The 17,877-nt window shown below is 69.4% G+C and carries 20 protein-coding genes and 1 pseudogene; 14 read left to right on the top strand and 7 right to left on the bottom strand.

What is annotated here, in order from left to right; all coding sequences use genetic code 11:
* Positions 1-2: 2 nt before the first annotated feature.
* The 3 genes from ACODS4_RS24960 to ACODS4_RS24950 form a co-directional block, all read right to left on the bottom strand.
* Positions 3-197 (bottom strand): hypothetical protein, encoded by a 195-nt coding sequence (locus ACODS4_RS24960; RefSeq protein WP_488868375.1) that lies wholly within the window; start codon positions 195-197, stop codon positions 3-5.
* 165 nt (positions 198-362) lie between these two features.
* Entirely contained in the window at positions 363-923 is a 561-nt protein-coding gene (locus tag ACODS4_RS24955; protein ID WP_488868374.1) for a carboxymuconolactone decarboxylase family protein, read from the bottom strand.
* On the bottom strand, positions 920-1,105 hold the full coding sequence (locus ACODS4_RS24950) for a hypothetical protein (protein WP_488868373.1): 186 nt from the start codon (positions 1,103-1,105) through the stop codon (positions 920-922). Before ACODS4_RS24950 ends, ACODS4_RS24955 begins: the two co-directional genes overlap by 4 nt.
* A gap of 101 nt (positions 1,106-1,206) precedes the next feature.
* On the opposite strand from ACODS4_RS24950, the pseudogene ACODS4_RS24945 reads away from it, so the two are divergent.
* Positions 1,207-1,518, top strand: a pseudogene (locus ACODS4_RS24945) (LbetaH domain-containing protein); the annotation flags it as partial.
* Between the two features lie 7 nt (positions 1,519-1,525).
* Here ACODS4_RS24945 and ACODS4_RS24940 read toward each other — a convergent pair.
* The 4 genes from ACODS4_RS24940 to ACODS4_RS24925 all read right to left on the bottom strand — a co-directional run bounded on the left by ACODS4_RS24940 (position 1,526) and on the right by ACODS4_RS24925 (position 5,690).
* On the bottom strand, positions 1,526-2,605 hold the full coding sequence (locus tag ACODS4_RS24940) for a malate/lactate/ureidoglycolate dehydrogenase (RefSeq protein WP_488868372.1): 1,080 nt from the start codon (positions 2,603-2,605) through the stop codon (positions 1,526-1,528).
* Between the two features lie 163 nt (positions 2,606-2,768).
* Complete coding sequence (locus tag ACODS4_RS24935) at positions 2,769-4,022, bottom strand: threonine synthase (protein WP_488868371.1); 1,254 nt, start codon at positions 4,020-4,022, stop codon at positions 2,769-2,771.
* 4 nt (positions 4,023-4,026) lie between these two features.
* Positions 4,027-4,938 (bottom strand): ABC transporter permease, encoded by a 912-nt coding sequence (locus tag ACODS4_RS24930; protein ID WP_488868370.1) that lies wholly within the window; start codon positions 4,936-4,938, stop codon positions 4,027-4,029.
* Entirely contained in the window at positions 4,935-5,690 is a 756-nt protein-coding gene (locus tag ACODS4_RS24925) for an ABC transporter ATP-binding protein (protein ID WP_488868369.1), read from the bottom strand. Before ACODS4_RS24925 ends, ACODS4_RS24930 begins: the two co-directional genes overlap by 4 nt.
* Positions 5,691-6,158: 468 nt before the next feature.
* Here ACODS4_RS24925 and ACODS4_RS24920 point away from each other — a divergent pair, with 468 nt between their 5' ends.
* From ACODS4_RS24920 to ACODS4_RS24860, 13 genes are all read left to right on the top strand, one after another.
* Entirely contained in the window at positions 6,159-6,788 is a 630-nt protein-coding gene (locus ACODS4_RS24920; protein ID WP_488868368.1) for a cysteine dioxygenase family protein, read from the top strand.
* A gap of 14 nt (positions 6,789-6,802) precedes the next feature.
* On the top strand, positions 6,803-8,422 hold the full coding sequence (locus ACODS4_RS24915; RefSeq protein ID WP_488868367.1) for a rhodanese-like domain-containing protein: 1,620 nt from the start codon (positions 6,803-6,805) through the stop codon (positions 8,420-8,422).
* Between the two features lie 11 nt (positions 8,423-8,433).
* Positions 8,434-9,444, top strand: coding sequence for an ABC transporter substrate-binding protein (locus tag ACODS4_RS24910; protein WP_488868366.1), 1,011 nt, complete (start codon positions 8,434-8,436; stop codon positions 9,442-9,444).
* Positions 9,445-9,474: 30 nt separating this feature from the next.
* The gene (locus ACODS4_RS24905; RefSeq protein ID WP_488868365.1) at positions 9,475-10,404 is read left to right on the top strand and encodes a LysR substrate-binding domain-containing protein; all 930 of its coding nucleotides are present in this window, start codon (positions 9,475-9,477) and stop codon (positions 10,402-10,404) included.
* Positions 10,405-10,530: 126 nt separating this feature from the next.
* Positions 10,531-11,343 carry an ABC transporter permease subunit gene (locus ACODS4_RS24900; protein ID WP_488868364.1) on the top strand — a complete coding sequence of 271 codons (813 nt, stop codon included), beginning with the start codon at positions 10,531-10,533 and terminating at the stop codon, positions 11,341-11,343.
* A 6-nt stretch (positions 11,344-11,349) separates the two neighbouring features.
* Positions 11,350-12,240 (top strand): ABC transporter ATP-binding protein, encoded by an 891-nt coding sequence (locus ACODS4_RS24895; protein ID WP_488868363.1) that lies wholly within the window; start codon positions 11,350-11,352, stop codon positions 12,238-12,240.
* Between the two features lie 28 nt (positions 12,241-12,268).
* Entirely contained in the window at positions 12,269-13,291 is a 1,023-nt protein-coding gene (locus tag ACODS4_RS24890; RefSeq protein ID WP_488868362.1) for an ABC transporter substrate-binding protein, read from the top strand.
* 43 nt (positions 13,292-13,334) lie between these two features.
* On the top strand, positions 13,335-14,474 hold the full coding sequence (locus tag ACODS4_RS24885; RefSeq protein ID WP_488868361.1) for an LLM class flavin-dependent oxidoreductase: 1,140 nt from the start codon (positions 13,335-13,337) through the stop codon (positions 14,472-14,474).
* A gap of 7 nt (positions 14,475-14,481) precedes the next feature.
* Positions 14,482-15,441 (top strand): D-isomer specific 2-hydroxyacid dehydrogenase family protein, encoded by a 960-nt coding sequence (locus tag ACODS4_RS24880; RefSeq protein WP_488868360.1) that lies wholly within the window; start codon positions 14,482-14,484, stop codon positions 15,439-15,441.
* Between the two features lie 27 nt (positions 15,442-15,468).
* Positions 15,469-16,254, top strand: a complete 786-nt coding sequence (locus ACODS4_RS24875; RefSeq protein WP_488868359.1) for a class II aldolase/adducin family protein — start codon at positions 15,469-15,471, stop codon at positions 16,252-16,254.
* Positions 16,255-16,293: 39 nt separating this feature from the next.
* Positions 16,294-16,632, top strand: a complete 339-nt coding sequence (locus ACODS4_RS24870) for an acyl-CoA dehydrogenase family protein (protein WP_488868358.1) — start codon at positions 16,294-16,296, stop codon at positions 16,630-16,632.
* Positions 16,633-16,701: 69 nt separating this feature from the next.
* Complete coding sequence (locus ACODS4_RS24865) at positions 16,702-17,499, top strand: acyl-CoA dehydrogenase family protein (protein WP_488868357.1); 798 nt, start codon at positions 16,702-16,704, stop codon at positions 17,497-17,499.
* Positions 17,500-17,682: 183 nt separating this feature from the next.
* Positions 17,683-17,877: hypothetical protein (locus ACODS4_RS24860; protein WP_488868356.1), on the top strand; the 195-nt coding region annotated here is incomplete at its 3' end.

Here is a 17,877-nt window from a genome sequence, read left to right as displayed (position 1 = left end):
CGTCAGGCGGCCCGCCGGGCGGCGGCCCGTGTCAACCACGCGTCGCTCAACCGATTCCACAGTGATGCAGTGTTGAACAACGGCGCATCGACCGACCCGTCGAACGCCAATCCCTCCGGCAACGGAATCCACACCACCACCGGGTCGGCGGGGGCGAGGAGAGCAGCGGATTCACGGTTTGTCAGCGGATCGGTCATGAGAAAATCCTTTTTAGACAAAGGATTGGACGTCGGTTCCTGATGGCGGGGAATGCGGTGGGCGCGTCACGCCGCCTGTGATTGTGATTCCATGATGAGGCCACAAAACCCTATTTGTCTATAAAAATAATATGGGAAAAATGGGAAATCGTATCTATATCACTATTATATTTCGTTATTTTTGAATGTAAGATGACCGCCCGCGTTTAGGCCCCTGCCCCCGCTGCGCGCGGCGGCGCGGGCGATGGCCGACAGGCGCGGCTGATCGGACAGGCCCGCGACGCCCCGCGCGAACAGCGCCTCCACTGGGCCACGCTCGCCGGTCAACTCCACGAAACGGCGGGTATGGACGGACGCGCAATAGACGCAGCCGTTCAACACCGATTCCACGGCGCTGGCGAATTCACGATCCGACCGGGGCGCCCCGCGCGGGGCGTACAGCGCCGCCAGGGCGCGGTAATGGGCGGCCAGCGCGGCGTCGCCGCTCAGTTCGGTAAGGCGGGCGGCCAACGTCGCCCGTTCGGCGGCGGGCAGACGACCGGGCCGCTGCGGGAACAGCAAGGCGTCGTGGGCCGCCTGGGCGCGGGCGCGCGCGTCGGCCCGCGTGGCGCGCAGGGCCAGCAGCGGCGAGCCATCCGCGAACCCGGCCAAGCGGTCGATCAGGTCGGGGGGCACGGTTGCGGTTGCGCCGGTGGCGTCACCGCGTTCAATGGGCTGGCTGGTCATCCGAAGCCCTCCGCTTCGGTCCATTCGTCACCCAGCAGTTCCGGCGTCGTGAAATCGGTCAGCCGCCGCCAATGATGGTCGTAATCCTCGGTGAACAGGGCGGCGGTGATGCTGTCGGCCAGCCCTTCCGCCCCGGCGCTGATGCCGGGAATATCGCCCGTCACCTTGCCGTGGCTGAGCACGGCGGCGAAATTGAAGGCGTGGATCCGGTTCAGCCAGGGGGCGGCGCCGGGTGCGCGCTCCAGAAACTCGAAATCCGCCCCAAGATAGGGGTGCAGGGCGAGAGGCCTTCGCGGTGGACATCCACCCGGCGGTTCCGTTCGGGCGCGGGGTGCTGATCGACCATGGGACTGGTGTCGTCATCGGCGAAACCGCGTCCGTCGGCAACGACGTGTCGATCCTGCAAGGGGTGACGCTGGGCGGCACCGGCAAGGACCATGGCGACCGCCACCCGAAGGTGCGCGACGGCGTGCCGCTGGCCGCCGGGGCCAAGGTGCTGGGCAACATCGAGGTGGGGCGGCACGCCAAGGGCGACGCGGGCGGCGGCGTTCTGAAACCGGTTCCCCCCGGCGCCACCGTGGCCGGGGTCCCCGCCAATCCGTTCAGACACCCCCCAACAGCGTCGGAACATCAAGACCCAGGGAGCCGCCGATCCGGTGGAGCGCGGCCACGGTGTCGGGGTCGAGCGTCACCCCCTCGCGCTGCGCGCGTTCGAGATGCGCGCGTTCCGGCCCGCCGGGCAAACGGACGCCCTCGCCGCCGGAACGGGCCGGTGTCTCTTCAAGGCTGTCATACACCGCGTCGGCCAACCCCTGCCACGCACCATCGCTGATGCGGTTGGGGTCGAGGATGAAGGCCAGCGCGTTGTTCACCACCCGCCCCGGACGCAGGTTCTCGGGCAGCGCCGGAAAGCCGACGGCGACCACGCCCGCCAGAATTTCGCAGGCCAGCGCCAAACCAAAGCCCTTGTGACCGCCGGTGGACCCGCCAAAGGGCAGGATCGCCCCGGTCGGGTCCTGGAACATCACGCCGGGGTCGGTGGTGGGCAGCCCCTGCGGGTCGATCAACAGCCCGTCCTCCACCCGCTCGCCCTTGGCGGCGGCAACCCGGCATTTGTTGGCCGCCACCGCGCTGGTGGCGAAATCCAGCAGCAAGGGCGGATGCCCCGGCGTGCCCGGCACCGCGACGCAGATCGGGTTGGTTCCCAACCGGGGCCGCGCCCCGCCATGGGGGGCGGCCAGCGGGCGGCTGACCACGTTGACGAAGAACACCCCGATCAGCCCGGCGGCGACGCATTGCTCGCCATAGGCCCCGACCCGCCCGATGTGGTGGGCGTTGCGCAGCGCCAGAATGGTCGCGCCGCTCCCCGTCCGGGCGCGGTCGATGGCAAGGTCCGTGGCCTCCCGCGCGATCACTTGACCATAGCCGCAATCGCCGTCCACCAGCAGGAAGGGCGGCTCGTCGCGCAGCACGCGGGCGTGCCGGTTCGGGGTGAGATGGCCACGCTCCAGGCTGTTTTGATAGACGGCGATCTGGCACACGCCGTGGCTGGCGTGACCCTTGGCGTCGGCGTCCACCAGATTGGCGGCGACGGTCGCCGCCTCCGCCGGGTCGCTGCCGGAACGGCGCAGGATGGCGTCGAGCGTGGCGACGAGACGGTCGATGCGAAAGGTGGCGGTCATCAAACAAATCCGTGCAGCAAACAGAAAGACCAGGGCGGAAAGAATCGCGGAAGCGATCAGGCCCGCGCCGACAGACGGCCCCGGTGGGTCAAGGTGTCGTCCATGTCGGTCAAGACGCAGCGGACAGCGGCCAACGCCGCGCGCGGGGCCTCGCGCAGCGGCCTCACCGGAAAGACGCCCAGTCGATGGGCTGGTGATGGTCCAGGGAGCGGGACACCGGCGGCAGCGGGTATTTCAGGCCGGTGGCGCAGTTGAACAGCACCGCGCGTTCGTCCCGGCCAACCCGCCCGTCGGCCAGCGCCTGTTTGTAGGCGGCGTAGGTCGCCGCCCCCTCCGGGCACAGCAGGAAACCTTCCTCCCGCGCCGCCTCGTCCAAGGCCGCCTGGATGGCGTCGTCGGTCACGGCGATGGCGAAGCCGCCGCTTTCGCGCACCGCGCGCAGGATCAGGAAATCGCCCACCGCCTGCGGCACGCGGATGCCGGAGGCCAGCGTGTGGGCGTCCTCCCAGCGCGGGGCGTGCTCCTCCCCCGCTTCCCAGGCGCGCACCATCGGGGCGCAACCCGCCGCCTGCACCGCGACCATGCGCGGGCGCTTGGCGCCGATGAAGCCGATGGCCTCCAACTCGGCGAAGGCCTTCCACATGCCGATCAGGCCGGTGCCGCCGCCGGTGGGGTAGAAGATGACGTCGGGCAGCTCCCACCCCAACTGTTCGGCCAGCTCCAGCCCCATCGTCTTCTTGCCTTCGATGCGATAGGGTTCCTTCAGGGTGGACACGTCGAACCAACCGACCTCCGCCTTGCCCTGGCCAACGATCTTGCCGCAATCGTCGATCAGGCCATTGACCCGGTGGACCGTGGCCCCCGGCGCCTCGATCTCCGACACGTTCACCTCGGGCGTGTCGGCGGGACAGAAGACGGTGGCGCGGATGCCCGCCCGGCTGGCGTAGGCCGCCCGCGCCGCCCCGGCGTTGCCGTTGGTCGGCATGGCCAGATGCGGCAGGCCGAACGCCTTGGCCATCGACACCGCCATCACCAGACCGCGCGCCTTGAACGACCCGGTGGGCAAGCGGCCCTCGTCCTTCACCAGCAGCTCGCCGCCGCCCAAGCGGGCGGACAGGCGCGGCAGCGGAACCAGCGGCGTCACCGCCTCCCCCAGGCTGACGATGTCCGCGACCCGCCGCACCGGCAGCAATTCGCGGTAGCGCCACAGATCCAGCGGGCGGGCGGCCAGCGCCTCCTTGGTCAACGTCCGCCTGACCCCGTCGAGGTCGTAGCGGACCAGCAGCGGCCTGCCCGCGCGGGACAGGTTGTGAACCGTGTCGGCCTCATACCGCTCGCCGGTCAGCCCGCATTCCAGATGCGTGACGAAGGTCGGGCGTTCGGTGGTGAGATTGGCGTCAAAACGAACTGCGTTCATGATGTCAGCGAACCATTCCCCAGGCGCGCACGGTGCGGGCCTCAATCCATCGGAAAACAAGGTTTTCAACCAGCAGCCCGATCAGAATGACGGCGGCCAGCCCGGCGAAAACCTTGTCGGTGTAAAGCTCGTTGCGGTTCTGGAAGATGAACCAGCCCAGCCCGCCCTTGCCCGACGACACGCCGAACACCAGCTCCGCCGCGATCAGCGTGCGCCAGGCGAAGGCCCACCCCACCTTCAACCCGGTCAGGATGGTGGGAAAGGCGGCCGGAATAAGCAGGGTCAGGACATAGCGCGGCCCGGTCAGGCCGTAATTGCGCCCGGCCATCCGCAGCGTGTCCGACACCGCCGTGAACCCGGCGTGGGTGTTCAGCGCCAGCGGCCACAGCACGGCGTGGACCAGGACAAAGGTCAGGCTGACCGACCCCAAGCCGAACCACAGCATCGCCAACGGCAACAGCGCGATGGCGGGCAGCGGGTTGAACATGGAGGTCAGGGTGGACAGCAGATCGTCGCCGATCCGGGTGGACACGGCGAGCGTGGTCAGCGCCACCGCCAGCGCGACGGCGATGGCGTAGCCCTTCAGCAGCACCGACAACGACACCCAGGCCATCGCCAGCAGATCGTCGCGCAACACCGCCTCCACCAGGGCGGAGGCCATGGCGGTGAAGGTGGGGAACATCAGCGGGTTGTTCTGCCACAGGGCCGCCCCCTGCCACAGCGCGGCGACCGCCGCCAGCAGGACCAGACGGCGCAGCAGCGCGACCCCGGTCAGCCGTTCCCACAGCGACAGCGGACGGGCGGCGTCGCCGATCACCCCGGCGGCGGACACGGCGCGTTCAAGCTCCGGCCGGACCGGCGGGATGGCGCGGCGAGACGGCGCGACAGACGTGTTGGCGAGCGACAGGTCGGTCATGACGTCCCCCCCGCCACCGGCTGTTCCACCGCGTCGGCGAACAGCAGAGTGTGGATCCGCTGCGCCGCCGCCTGGAATTCCGGGCTGCCCGCCGAGGCGCGGTCGAACGCGTGGCAGTTGATTTCCGCCTTCACCCGGCCCGGATGGGGCGACAGCACCAGGATGCGGGCGCCGACCACCAGCGCCTCTTCAATCGAATGGGTGACGAACAGCATGGTGAAGCCCAGCGTGTCCCACAATTGCAGCAGCTCGTCCTGCATCTTGCGGCGGGTCAGCGCGTCCAGCGCGGCGAAGGGTTCGTCCATCAACAGGATGTCCGGCTCCATCGCCAGGGCGCGGGCGATGGCGACGCGCTGCTTCATCCCGCCCGACAGGGTGTGCGGGTGGGCGTCGGCGAAAGCCGCCAGATTGACGGTGGCGATGGCGGCCAACGCCCGCTCCTCCGCCTGCCGCCGAGTCGCCTTGCCGCTGGCCAGCAACGGAAACATGACGTTCTGCTTGACCGTCTTCCAGGGCGGAAGCTGGTCGAACTCCTGAAACACCATCATGCGGTCGGGGCCGGGGCGCGTCACCGGATGGCCGTTCAGTCGGATGCTTCCCTCGACCGGGGGCAGAAAGCCGCCGACCGCCTTCAGGAGAGAGGATTTGCCGCAACCGCTCGGCCCCAGCAGGACGTAGCGTTCTCCCTTGTAAAGCTGGAAGTCCACCCGGTGGCAGGCCGTGACCAGATGGGCGCGCGTCTTGTACTGCACGGTGACGCCCGACACGTCCAACAGAACAGGATGCGGGCGTCGGATGGCGGTGCGGCGTCATGAAGGCGTCCCCTTCAAATTTCACAAACTGTTTTGGCGTAAGTCGGCCTCCGCAATGTTGGACGAATGTGTTTTTTGAGTCAAACATTGTCTATAAAAATATGTTATTATAGACTTTATCGCTCCGCGCACCGGCCCAGCCACACGGGCCTAGCCACATGGGGACGCGGGCCGGAAATCGGCGGCCCCCGCAAGAAATATGGCCTTGCCCCAAGCTGGGGCTTGACGTTTCGTAAATTTCCTATTTTGCTATAGGAAATTCTATTATTGAACATTGCCGCTCTGTTCAACACCGGCGATGACGGTTCGCCCAGGTCTGCGCGGTCCTGTCCGCAAACGGGAGCCGCCCTGTGATCCGCATTCTCGAACCGCTCGGCCGTGCCGAGAGCTGGTAAGGACACCCCGACCATGCCCAACGACAGGACGCCCACCCCCAACCTGCCGCGCCTGCGCGGCTTCATCGCCGACTTCACCCGTCTGGTGGAGCGGCACGGCGGCGACGAACCCGCCATTCTGGACGCCGGTCGCGCCCTGCTGGCCGACCTGATCGCCACCGACGACTGGCTGCCCGACGCCTATGCCCAGCCCGATCCGGCGCATTACCGGCAGTATCTGCTACACTGCGACCCGTATGAGCGGTTCTCCGTCGTCAGCTTCGTCTGGGGACCGGGGCAGCGGACGCCGATCCACGACCACACGGTCTGGGGCCTTGTCGGCGTCCTGCGCGGGGCGGAACGCTCCCAACGCTACGATCTTCAGGACGCGGGCGGCCCGCCCGTCGCCTCCCCGTCCGAAATCCTGGAGGCGGGGGCGGTGGAGGCGGTGTCGCCGCGCATCGGCGACGTCCATGCAATCGCCAACGCGCTGCCCGACCGGCCATCGATCAGCATCCACGTCTATGGCGGCAACATCGGCGCCGTCCGCCGCTCGGTCTACGATCCGTTGACCGGACAGCGCAAGCTGTTCATTTCCGGCTACGCCAACACCGCCCTGCCCAACCTGTGGGACCGTTCGCAGCCCGTCCCCCACGCCGCCTGAGGATCCCACGCACCATGACCGCCGCAGCTTCTTTTGGCGCTCCCCTGGCCACCCGCCGCCCCGCCGACATCCGCCGTGCCTGGATCGAGCGCGAGGAGGTCGCGTTGCTCGACGCGCGGGAGGAAGGCCCCTATTCGCTGGCCCACCCGCTGTTCGCCGTCTCCGTCCCGCTGAGCCGGGTGGAACTGCTGGCCTATGACCTGCTGGCGCGCCGCGACGCGCCGATCACCGTCTATGACGACGGCGAGGGTTATGCCGAGCCGACCGCCCGCCGACTTCAGGCTCTGGGCTTCAGCGACGTGACGCTGTTGGAGGGCGGGCTGAGCGGTTGGATCGCCGCCGGGTTCGAGGTCTACCGGGACGTGAATGTCCCCAGCAAGGCCTTTGGCGAATGGGTGGAGCATCACCGCCACACCCCCTCCCTGCCAGCGGCGGAGGTCAAGGCGCTGATCGACGCGAAAGCCGATCTGGTCATCCTCGACGCCCGCCGGTTCGAGGAATACCGCACCATGTCGATCCCCGGCGGCGTCAGCGTGCCGGGGGCGGAGCTGGTCAAGCGCGTCCACGACGTCGCCCCCAACCCCGACACGCTGGTGGTGGTGAATTGCGCTGGTCGCACCCGCTCGATCATCGGCGCCCAGTCGCTGGTCAACGCTGGAATTCCCAACCGGGTCGCCGCCCTGCGCAACGGCACCATCGGCTGGACCCTGGCCGGGTTGACGCTGGACCGTGGGCGCGAGGGCCAGTTCCCCGCCAGCCTGTCGGCGGAAGGCGACGCCGACGGGCGGCGGCGGGCGCGGGCGGTGGCCGACCGGGCGGGCGTCCGCCGGATCGATCCGGCGGGGCTGGACCGCCTGCGCGCCGACGAGCGGCGGACGCTCCACCTGCTCGACGTGCGCACGCCGGAGGAGTATGAGGCGGGCCATCTGCCCGGCTTCCGTCACGCTGCGGGCGGACAGTTGGTCCAGGCGACCGACGAGCATGTCGCGGTGCGCGGCGCCCGCATCGTGCTGGCCGACGATCCGGCTGGTGGTGGCGGCCCGCGCGCCGACATGACCGCCTCCTGGCTCGCTCAGCTTGGCTGGGAGGCGCATGTTCTGGACGGCGACGTCTCCAGCCTGGGCCGCGAGAGCGGTCCCGACCGCCGCCGCCTGCCGCCGCCGCCGGAGGTGGGAGCGGAGACCATCGCGCCGCGCGACCTGCTGGCGTTGCTGGAGAATGGCGAAGCGGCGGTGATCGACCTCACCCGCAGCCCGCGCTACCGCGCCGGTCATGTTCCGGGGGCGTATTTCTCCACCCGCGCCCGGCTGGCCGGGATCATCGCCAAACTGCCCAAGGGCGTGCGGCCGGTGCTGACCTGCGGCGACGGCACGCTGGCCCGCTACGCCGCCGCTGATTTCCCGGATGGGCAGCGCCCCCTGCTGCTGGAGGGCGGCGCCCAGGGGTGGGTCGCCGCCGGACTGCCGCTCAGCGCCGCTCTCGACCGGCTGGGGGGCGAACCCGACGACGTCTACAAGCGCCCCTACGAGGGGACCGACAACAGCGCCGCCGCCATGCAGGGCTACATCGACTGGGAACTGGAACTGGTCGCCCAGCTCCAGCGCGATGGCGCGCACAATTTCCACGTCATCTGACGGAGACCCCCATGCCACCCATCCCCTCTTCGCTCCCGCCGCTCCCGCCGCTGTCGCGCCGCCGCGCTCTCGGGCTTGGTCTGGGCCTTGGTTTCGGTCTCGGCGCCGCCGGACTCCTCCCCCTGGCGCGGGCGCGGGCGGCCATTCCCACCGGCGCCGTGCTGAAGGTCGGCGACCAGAAAGGCGGTGTGCAATCGGTGATCGAGGCCGCCGGGCTTCTGTCCGATCTGCCCTATCGCATCGAATGGAGCCAGTTCCCCGCCGCCGCCCCGCTGCTGGAGGCGCTGAACGCCGGGGCCATCGAGGTCGGCTACGCCGGTGACGCGCCGACCACCTTCGCGCTGGCCGCCGGCGCCTCGGCCAAGATCATCGGCGCGGTGCGCTCCAACCCGCAGAGCACCACCATCCTGGCGCCGGGGGCCTCGCCGATCCGCAGCGTCGCCGATCTGAAGGGCAAGACCATCGGCGCCGGGCGCGGCTCCATCGGCCATTATCTCGTGCTGGCGGCGCTGAAGGCCAACGGCCTGAAGCCGGACGACGTGAAGATCGCCTTCCTGCTGCCGTCGGACGCCAAGTCGGCGCTGGCCGCTGGCTCCATCGACGCGTGGTCGAGCTGGGGCATCTATGTGTCGCAGGCGCTTCTGGTCGATGGCGCCCGCGCGGTCGTCACCGGATCGGGGTTGATGAGCGGCCTGTCTTACCAGACCGCCACGCTGGAGGCGATCGCCACCAAGCGCGAGGCCCTGTCCGACCTGATCCGTCGCTTCGCCGCCGCCCGGCTGTGGGCGCTGGAGAACAGCGACGCCTACGCCGGTATCTGGGCCAAGACGGTCGGCATCGATCCCGCCATCGCCCGCCACACCTTTGGCGTCGAACGGGCGCGGCCGGTCGCCCTCGACGCCTCGGTCATCGCGGACCAGCAGGCGACCGCCGATGTCTGGCGGGAGTTCGGCATCATCCCGAAACGGCTGGACGCGACGGTGATCTTCGATCCCGGCTTCAACAGCGCGTTGCCGACCTGACGGCGGGGGAGCGGCCCAAGGACGACGGCGATGGCGTTGCTTCCGACCAACCTCGACATGGACGTGCTGCGGGCGCTGGTGATCGCCATGGAGCATGGCGGTTTCGCCCGCGCCGCCGAACGGCTCGGTCGGACCCAGTCGGCGATCAGCCTCCAGATGAAGAAGCTGGAGGAGCAGGTCGGCCAACCGCTGTTCCGCAAGGCGGGCCGCACCGTGGCGCTGACCGACGCGGGCGACCTGCTGCTGGGCTACGCCCGCCGCCTCGTCACCCTGAACGACGAGGCGTTGTCAGCCGCGCGCGGTCGGGCGATGGATGGCGCGGTGCGGGTCGGCTTTCCCCAGGATCTGGCGGAACGTTGGCTTCCCGCCGTGCTCGGCTCCTTCCACCGCGCCCATCCCCGCGTCCATGTCGAGGCCCAGGTCGGTCGTGGCCGTGAACTGCGCGAACGGGTGGCGCAGGGCGCGCTTGATCTTGCCCTGGCCTTCGGCGAGATCGACGGCCCTGCCGCCGCTGTGGCGCCAGGGACCGCCGCCGCGACGCTGGCCCATCTGCCGGTGGCCTGGGTGGCGGCGGCCCGGGTGACGGCGGACGGCTTCCACGCCGATCAGGAAACGCCCCTGCCGCTGGCCCTGCTCGACGCGCCTTGCATGTTCCGCCAGCATGGCATCGAACGGCTGGACGGCGACCGACGCCCCTGGCGCATCACCTTCACCAGCCCCAGCCTATCCGGCCTGTGGGCGGCGGTTGAGGCCGGTCTGGGCGTGACCGTCCGCACGCCGCTCGGCCTGCCCGACACGCTGGCGATCCTGGAGCCGGGCCATGGCCTGCCGACGTTGGGAACGGTTCCCCTGGAACTGCACCGCGCGCCGTCGGCGGCGACCCCAGCGGTTGATCGGCTGTACGACATCCTGTCCGATTCGCTCGCGCTTCTGCTGACCGAAGCCGCCGCCCAGAAATAGCAATTTTTCTGTGTTGCTTAAATTTTTCTCAACAGTGGAATTTGTGTTTTTCATTTTTCCTATTTTCTGAATAGGGATATTCTTCCACCCGCAGCCACCACACATCGAACGGCGTCGGGAGGAATCATGACAGCAGTCACCGCGACCAAAGGCACGGCGCCGCAGCCCCGCGCCGCAACGCTTCCGGCGGGCCTACGGCGCTGCGTCGTGCCGCTGGCGCTGCTGGCGCTGTGGCAGGCCAGCGTCGGGCTGGGTTGGATATCCACCCGCTCCATTCCCTCCCCCACCCAAATCCTGACGGCCTTCTGGGACCTGACGGTCAGCGGCGAGTTGGCGCTGCATCTGCTGGTCTCGCTCGGTCGGGTCAGCGCCGGGCTGGCCATCGGCGTGTCGGTCGGCACGGTCTGCGCCCTGATCGCCGGTTTGTCGCGCCGGGGGGAGGACGCGCTCGACGCCCTGTTGCAGATGCTGCGCACCTTGCCCCATCTGGCCCTGGTCCCGCTGTTCATCCTGTGGTTCGGCATCGGCGAGACGCCCAAGATCGCCCTGGTGGCGCTGGGGACCGCCTTCCCGATCTATCTGAACCTGTTCGCGGGCATCCGCACCGTCGACGCCAAGGTGGTGGAGGCGGTCTCCACGCTGGGCCTGACCCGGCGGGAGCTGATCGGCCTGGTGATCCTGCCCGGCGCCCTGCCCTCCTTCCTGACCGGGCTGCGCTACGCGCTTGGCGTCGCCTGGCTCAGCCTGGTGGTGGGGGAGCAGATCAACGCCTCCAGCGGCATCGGCTATCTGGCGATGACCGCGCGGGAGTTCCTGCGCACCGACGTGATCATCGTCGCCCTGATCGTCTACGCCATCCTCGGCCTGCTCGCCGATCTGATCGTCCGCGTCATCGAACGCTCGGCGCTGGTCTGGCGCCCCGCCTTCATCAAGGAGTGATCCTCCATGAGCCTCACCCCGACCCAAGTTCCGACCGTCTCCCCGTCCCATGTCTCCCCGTCCCATGACAAGCCGGTCGTCAGCGTCCGTGGTCTCGTCCGCAATTTCGGCGGCGGCAATGTGCTGGACGGCCTGTCGCTCGACCTCCAACCGGGGTCCTTCACCGCCCTGCTCGGGCGGTCAGGCTGCGGCAAGTCCACCCTGCTGCGCACGCTGGCGCGGCTGGACCCGGCGCCGGACGGCGTCGTGGACCTGCCGGAGCAGCGCGCGGTGGTGTTCCAGGAACCGCGATTGGTCCCCTGGATGCGGGTTCTGCGCAACGTCACGCTCGGCCTGCGCCATCCCGACGTCGAACAGCGCGGCCTTGCCGCGTTGGCGGAGGTCGGATTGTCCCACCGCGCCCGCGCCTGGCCGCTGACCCTGTCGGGGGGCGAGGCGCAGCGGGCGGCGCTGGCCCGCGCCCTGGTCCGCGAACCGCGCCTGCTGCTGCTCGACGAGCCTTTCGCCGCGCTGGACGCGCTGACCCGTCTGCGCATGCAGGGGCTGGTCGAAACGCTGTGGCGCGCCCATGCCCCCGCCATCCTGCTGGTGACTCACGACGTCGATGAAGCGCTGCTGCTGGCCGACCGCGCCGTGGTGATGGCGAACGGCAGAATCGCCGCCGACATCCCGATCCCGCTCGCCCGCCCGCGCCGCCATGGCGATCCCGGCTTCATCGCGCTCCGCTCCCGCCTGCTGGCGGAGCTGGGCTTCGATGAGGAGCATCTGGCCGCGCGCGAGCCGCAGCCCGCCGAGAGCAGGACGACCGGCGCGGCGACGCTTGCGGCAGCCGGGTCCAATCCGGGTCCGGGCGGCTTCGGCCTGCCCGTCGGCGCCGCCACCTTAGCCAGCCTGTGATTTTCACCGCCGACGGATCCCGCCCGCCATGACGACCGATCTCCTCCGCCTTCCCCCCGCCCCCATCGACCGCCGCAGCCTGCTGCGCCGCGCCGCCGGGGCCTGCGGCGCCCTGGCGCTGGGCGGCCTGCCCCTCTCCGCGCGCGCCGCCTCCGGCCCGACGCCCGACACGATCCTGCGCATCGCCGATTACAAAGCGCTGGACGGGTTGGCGCTGGAGGCGTCCGGCAACGCCCAGTCCGGCTACCGCTCGCGGTTCGCCGAATTCGCCTCGGGCAACCTGATCGTCGAGGCGATCAACGCCGGTTCCATCGACATCGGATCGAGCAGCGAGATCCCGCCCGCCTTCGGCGTGGCCGCCGGCGCCCGCCTGACCATCGTCGCCGTCGTCAAGGACGACGTGAACTGGCAGGTCGTGCTGGTTCCGCCGGACAGCCCGATCCGGTCGGTGGCCGACCTGAAGGGCAAGCGCGTCGGCTATGTCCGCGCCACCACCACGCAATATTACCTCGCCAAGATGCTGGGCGAGGCCGGTCTGCGCTTCACCGACGTCCAGGCGATCAGCCTGTCCCCGTCGGAGGGGCAGGCCGCCTTCGACCAGGGCGCGCTCGATGCCTGGGCGATCTACGGCTATTCGGCGCCCTTCGCCATCAAGAAAGGGGCGCGGGTGCTGATCTCCTCCAACGGCTACCTGTCGGGCAACTATTTGTATCTCGCCTCGCCCGACGCGCTGGCCGATCCGGGCAAGTCCGCCGCCATCGGCGATTATTTCCTGCGGTTGCGCCGCGCCTTCGCCTGGCGCGCCGCCAATCTGGACGCTTGGGCCAAGGTTCATTCCGCCGCCATCGGCGTGCCGCTCGACACAGACCTGGAGATCCTGCGCAAGAACTCGCGCCAACGCGATCTGGCCCCCATCACCGACGCCGACGTCGCGTCGGCCCAGAACGTCGCCGACACCTTCCACCAATTGGGCGTGCTGCCGAAATGGATCGACATCGCCCCGGCCTTCGACCGCCGTTTCACCGACATCCTGTCGCGTCCGCTCGGCTGAGCCGACGCCGTCCCTCGCCAGCCATAAACAGGGGAACACCGCCATGACCGCGACCCACAGCGCCGCCTCCCACAGCGCCGCCGCTCATCCGCTCCGCTTCGTCGGCTTCGTCGGCAATCACAACGCGTCGGAGATCATCCCGCGTCAGGGGCCGGTGGTGGACCGCGATTACATCGAGACGACGGCCAAGGCGCATGAGCTGGGCGGCTTCGATTCCGTGCTTCAGGCCTTCCACGCCGACGCGCCCGACAGCCTCCAGATCAGCCAGCACATCGCCAGCGTCACCGACCGGCTGGGCGTGCTGATCGCCCATCGTCCCGGTTTCCAGGCCCCGACCATCCTGGCCCGCCAATTCGCCACGCTCGACCAGTTGAGCCGGGGCCGCGTCGCCATCAACGTCATCACCGGGGCCGAGCGCAGCGAGCTGGCCCGCGACGGCAACGTCGTGGAGGACAAGGACGACCGCTACGCCCGCACCTCCGAATTCCTCGACATCGTCCGCGCCGAATGGACCAGCGACACGCCCTTCGATTATGAGGGCAAACACTACCGCGTCGAAAAGGCGATCTCCCATGTGAAGCCCTACAACCCGTCGGGCATCCCGGTGTGGATCGCGGGCGCGTCGGCCGCCGCCGTCGAGGTGGCCGGTCGTCATGCCGACACCTACGCGGTGTGGGGCGAAACCCACGATCAGGTGCGCGAGCTGCTGGCCCGCGTGCGCGCCGCCGTCGCCAAGGCGGGCCGTCCGCAGCCGGCCTTCAGCCTGTCGCTGCGCCCGATCCTGGCCGACACCGAGGATGCCGCCTGGGCCAAGGCCGACGCCATCTATGAGAAGGCCAAGGCGCTGCTCGACAAGACCGGCTTCAGCCGTGGCGAGCTGCCGAACAATGAGGGCGCCCGCCGCCTGCTGGCCGTCGCCGACAAGGGGCATCGCCACGACAAACGCCTGTGGACCGCCATCGCCAGCCTGACCGGGGCGAAGGGCAACTCCACCTCGCTGGTCGGCACCCCGGATCAGGTGGCGGACGCCCTGCTCGATTACTACGATCTCGGCGTCACCACCTTCCTGATTCGCGGCTTCGACCCGCTGCCCGACGCCATCGCCTATGGCCGGGAGTTGCTGCCCCGCGTCCGCCAACGGGTGGCCGAGCGCCAGCGCGCCCAGGCCGTCGCGGCGGAGTGAACGCACGGTGGCGATCCCTTCCCCGGTGATCCTCAACCAGCTTGGTCCGGTGGTGGGCGCGCGCGTCGCCGCGCACCCCTGCCGACCCACCCTGCTGGAGCATGAGGCGGGCCGCGCCCCCTGGGACCTGCCGACCGGGGTCGAGGTTCTGCTGACCCGCCCGTTGATCGGGTGGGACGCCGCGCCCGCAGCCCCGCCCCAGGGCTGGGGCGAGGGCCTGCGCTGGATCCAGTCGGCCTCTACGGGAATGGATTTTTATCCGCCCTGGCTGCTGGAGGGGCGGCGGACCGTCACCTGCGCCCGTGGCGTTTCGGCGGTGGCCATCGCCGACTATGTGATGACCGCCATCCTCGCCTTTGAAAAGCGTTGGGACGTCCTCCGCCTGCGCGGGCCGGAGGACTGGCGGCGCGAGACGCTGGGCAGCCTGTCCGGCAAGCGGCTGGGGCTGGTCGGCTTCGGCGCCATCGGTCGGGCGGTGGCGGAGCGGGCGGGCGCCTTCGGTCTGGTGGTCGGAGCGGTCCGCCGCTCCGGCTGGGAACGGTCGGAGCCGGGCGTCGACCCGTTCGACCGGCTGGAGGATTTGGCGGCGGCCAGCGACCATCTGGTCCTGGTCCTGCCGCTGACCGCCGCCACCCACGGGTTGATCGGGGCCGGGCTGCTGGCCCGCGCCAAGCCGGGGTTGCATCTGGTCAACGTCGCGCGCGGCGCGCTGCTCGACCAGGACGGGTTGCTCGCCGCCCTCGACAGCGGTCGGATCGCCGGCGCCACGCTGGACGTCACCGACCCGGAACCGCTGCCGACCGGCCACCCCTTCTACAGCCATCCCGCCGTCCGGTTGACCCCGCACGTCTCATGGTCCAGCCCGGACGTCGAATCGCGGCTGGCCGACCGCGTCCTCGCCAACCTCGACGCTTACGCCCGTGGCGAACCGCTGCGCGACGTGGTGGACGCCGACACCGGCTACTGATCCCCTTTCCCGACGGAGCCTGTTCCGATGACCCATATTTCTCCCAGACCGCGCAAATTCTGGCCGCCGGTCGATGCGGTCAGCCACACCAGCGTCGAGGAGGAGCGGCGACGCCGCAAGCAGCGGCTGGCCGCCACCTTCCGCCTGTTCGGCCACTACGGCTTTGACCAGGGGCTGGCCGGGCATGTCACCGCGCGGGATCCGGAACATCCCGACCGCTTCTGGATCAACCCGCTGGGCCAGCATTTCCGCACCATCCGGGCGTCGGACCTGCATCTGGTCGATGGCGACGGCGCCATCCTCCACGGCGACCGCGCCATCAACCAGGCCGGTTTCACCATCCATTCGGCCATCCATCGGGCGCGGCCCGACGTGATCGCCGCCGCCCACACCCATTCGACCTATGGCAAGGCGTGGTCGTCGCTTGGCCTGCCGCTCGCCCCGCTGAGCCAGGACGCCGCCGCCTTCTACGAGGATCAGGTGATCTTCGACCCCTATTCCGGCGTCGTCCTGACCGAGGGCGAAGGCACGCGGCTGGTGGAGACGCTGGGCGACAAGAAGCTGGCGATCCTGAAGAATCACGGGCTGCTGACCGTCGGGCCGAGCGTGGAGGCGGCGGCCTGGTGGTTCATCAGCGCCGACAACGCCGCCCACACCCAATTGCTGGCGGAGGCCGCCGGACGGCCCCAGCCCATCGACCACGAAACGGCGCTGCTGACCCGCTCGCAGGTCGGCAGTCACCAGGGCGGCGCCTACAACTTCCATCCGCTGTGGGAATGGATCGTCGCGACCGAACCCGATCTGCTCGACTGACCCCGCCCTTCCAGCGCAACGTTTGCGGAGCCGCCTGTCATGCCCTTCGACAACCCGTCCCTTACGGTCGCCCCCTTCGGCGGGACCGACGATGCGCCGCTGGCCGACCCGTCGCTGATCGCCACGCTGGCGGCGGAGTTCGCGCGGCGCGCCGCCGAGCATGACGCCGCCGCCAACTTCCCGTTCGAGAACATCGAGCGGTTGCGGGCGGTCGGGCTGTTGGCGCTGGTCGCTCCGACATCAGCGGGGGGACTGGGCGGCGGGCTGCGCGACGCGCTGGCGGTGGTGAACGGGATCGCGCGGGGTGAGCCGTCCACCGCCCTGGTTCTGGTGCTGCATTACGTCATCCACAACCAGCTCCAACGCGGACCCGCCTAGCCGGAAGCCCTGCGCGAGCGCATCGCCCGCTCCGCCGTCAGCGATGGCGGCCTCATCAACATCCTGCGGGTGGAACCGGAACTGGGCACGCCCCACCGTGGCGGTCTGCCGGCCAGCGTGGCGCGCAAAGTGCCCGGCGGCTGGCGGATCTCCGGGACCAAGATTTACTCCACCGGCATTCCGGCGCTGTCCTGGCTCGGCGTCTGGGCGCGCACCGACGAGGCCGAACCCCGGGTCGGCATCTGGGTGGTGCCGCGCGGCAGCGGTCTCGCGGAGCAAGGCGTCGAGGTGCGCGAAACCTGGAACCACATCGGCATGCGCGCCAGCGGCAGCCACGAGGTGGTGTTCAACGACGTCTTCGTGCCGGACGATCACGCTGGAGAGCTGCGCCCACCCGCCGACTGGGCGGCGCCCGATCCGACCGCCACCGCCTGGATGGCTGCCCTGTTCAGCGGCGTCTATGACGGCATCGCCCGCTCGGCCCGCGACTGGCTGATCGGCTTCCTGCACGCCCGCAAACCGACCGCGCTGGGCGGGGCCTCGCTGGGGACGGTCCCCCGCCTTCAGGAGGCGTTGGGCGGCATCGAAGCGCTGCTGCTGACCAACCGCGTGCTTCTGCGCTCCCTGTCGGCGTCGGTGGATGGCGGCGCCCCGCCCGCCTCCAGCGACAGCCTGCTGGTGAAATACACCGTCACCAACAACGCCATCGACGCGGTGGCGCGGGCGCTGGAGATCACGGGCAATCCCGGGCTATCGCGCGACAACCCGCTGGAACGCCATCACCGCGACGTGTTGTGCGCCCGCGTCCATGCACCCCAAAACGACATGATCCTGTCCAGTGCCGGTCGCGCCGCCCTTGCCGGGTGAGGCTCCCTGAAAAGATTGGATGTGAGCGCACCATCAATCGGCGCGGGTTGGGGCGCCGCGCCCCAAAAGGCAAAACACGGCGTATAGTTAGTCCCGACGGATAGTTCTACTGTGTCATGAATATTGGAATGGGGTAACGGTTCGTTGCAAAAGGGGGATTCATGCTTCGTTCAGTGAGGCGGTATGGATCCCCTTGGCGCTGCAAGCGGCATCGAACACGGTTTGGGGCGTATCCATGAGGCTTCCACGGAAGCGTTTGGTCAGCGATCTTGCGCACAGCAAAAAGCCGCTGATCCAAGTTCTGGATCAACGGCTTTTGGTGCTTGGTTGCGGGGGCAGGATTTGAACCTGCGGCCTTCAGGTTATGAGCCTGACGAG

Source organism: Azospirillum sp. FG154 (genome assembly GCF_057809575.1).
This window is presented reverse-complemented; position numbering and strand designations above follow the sequence as displayed.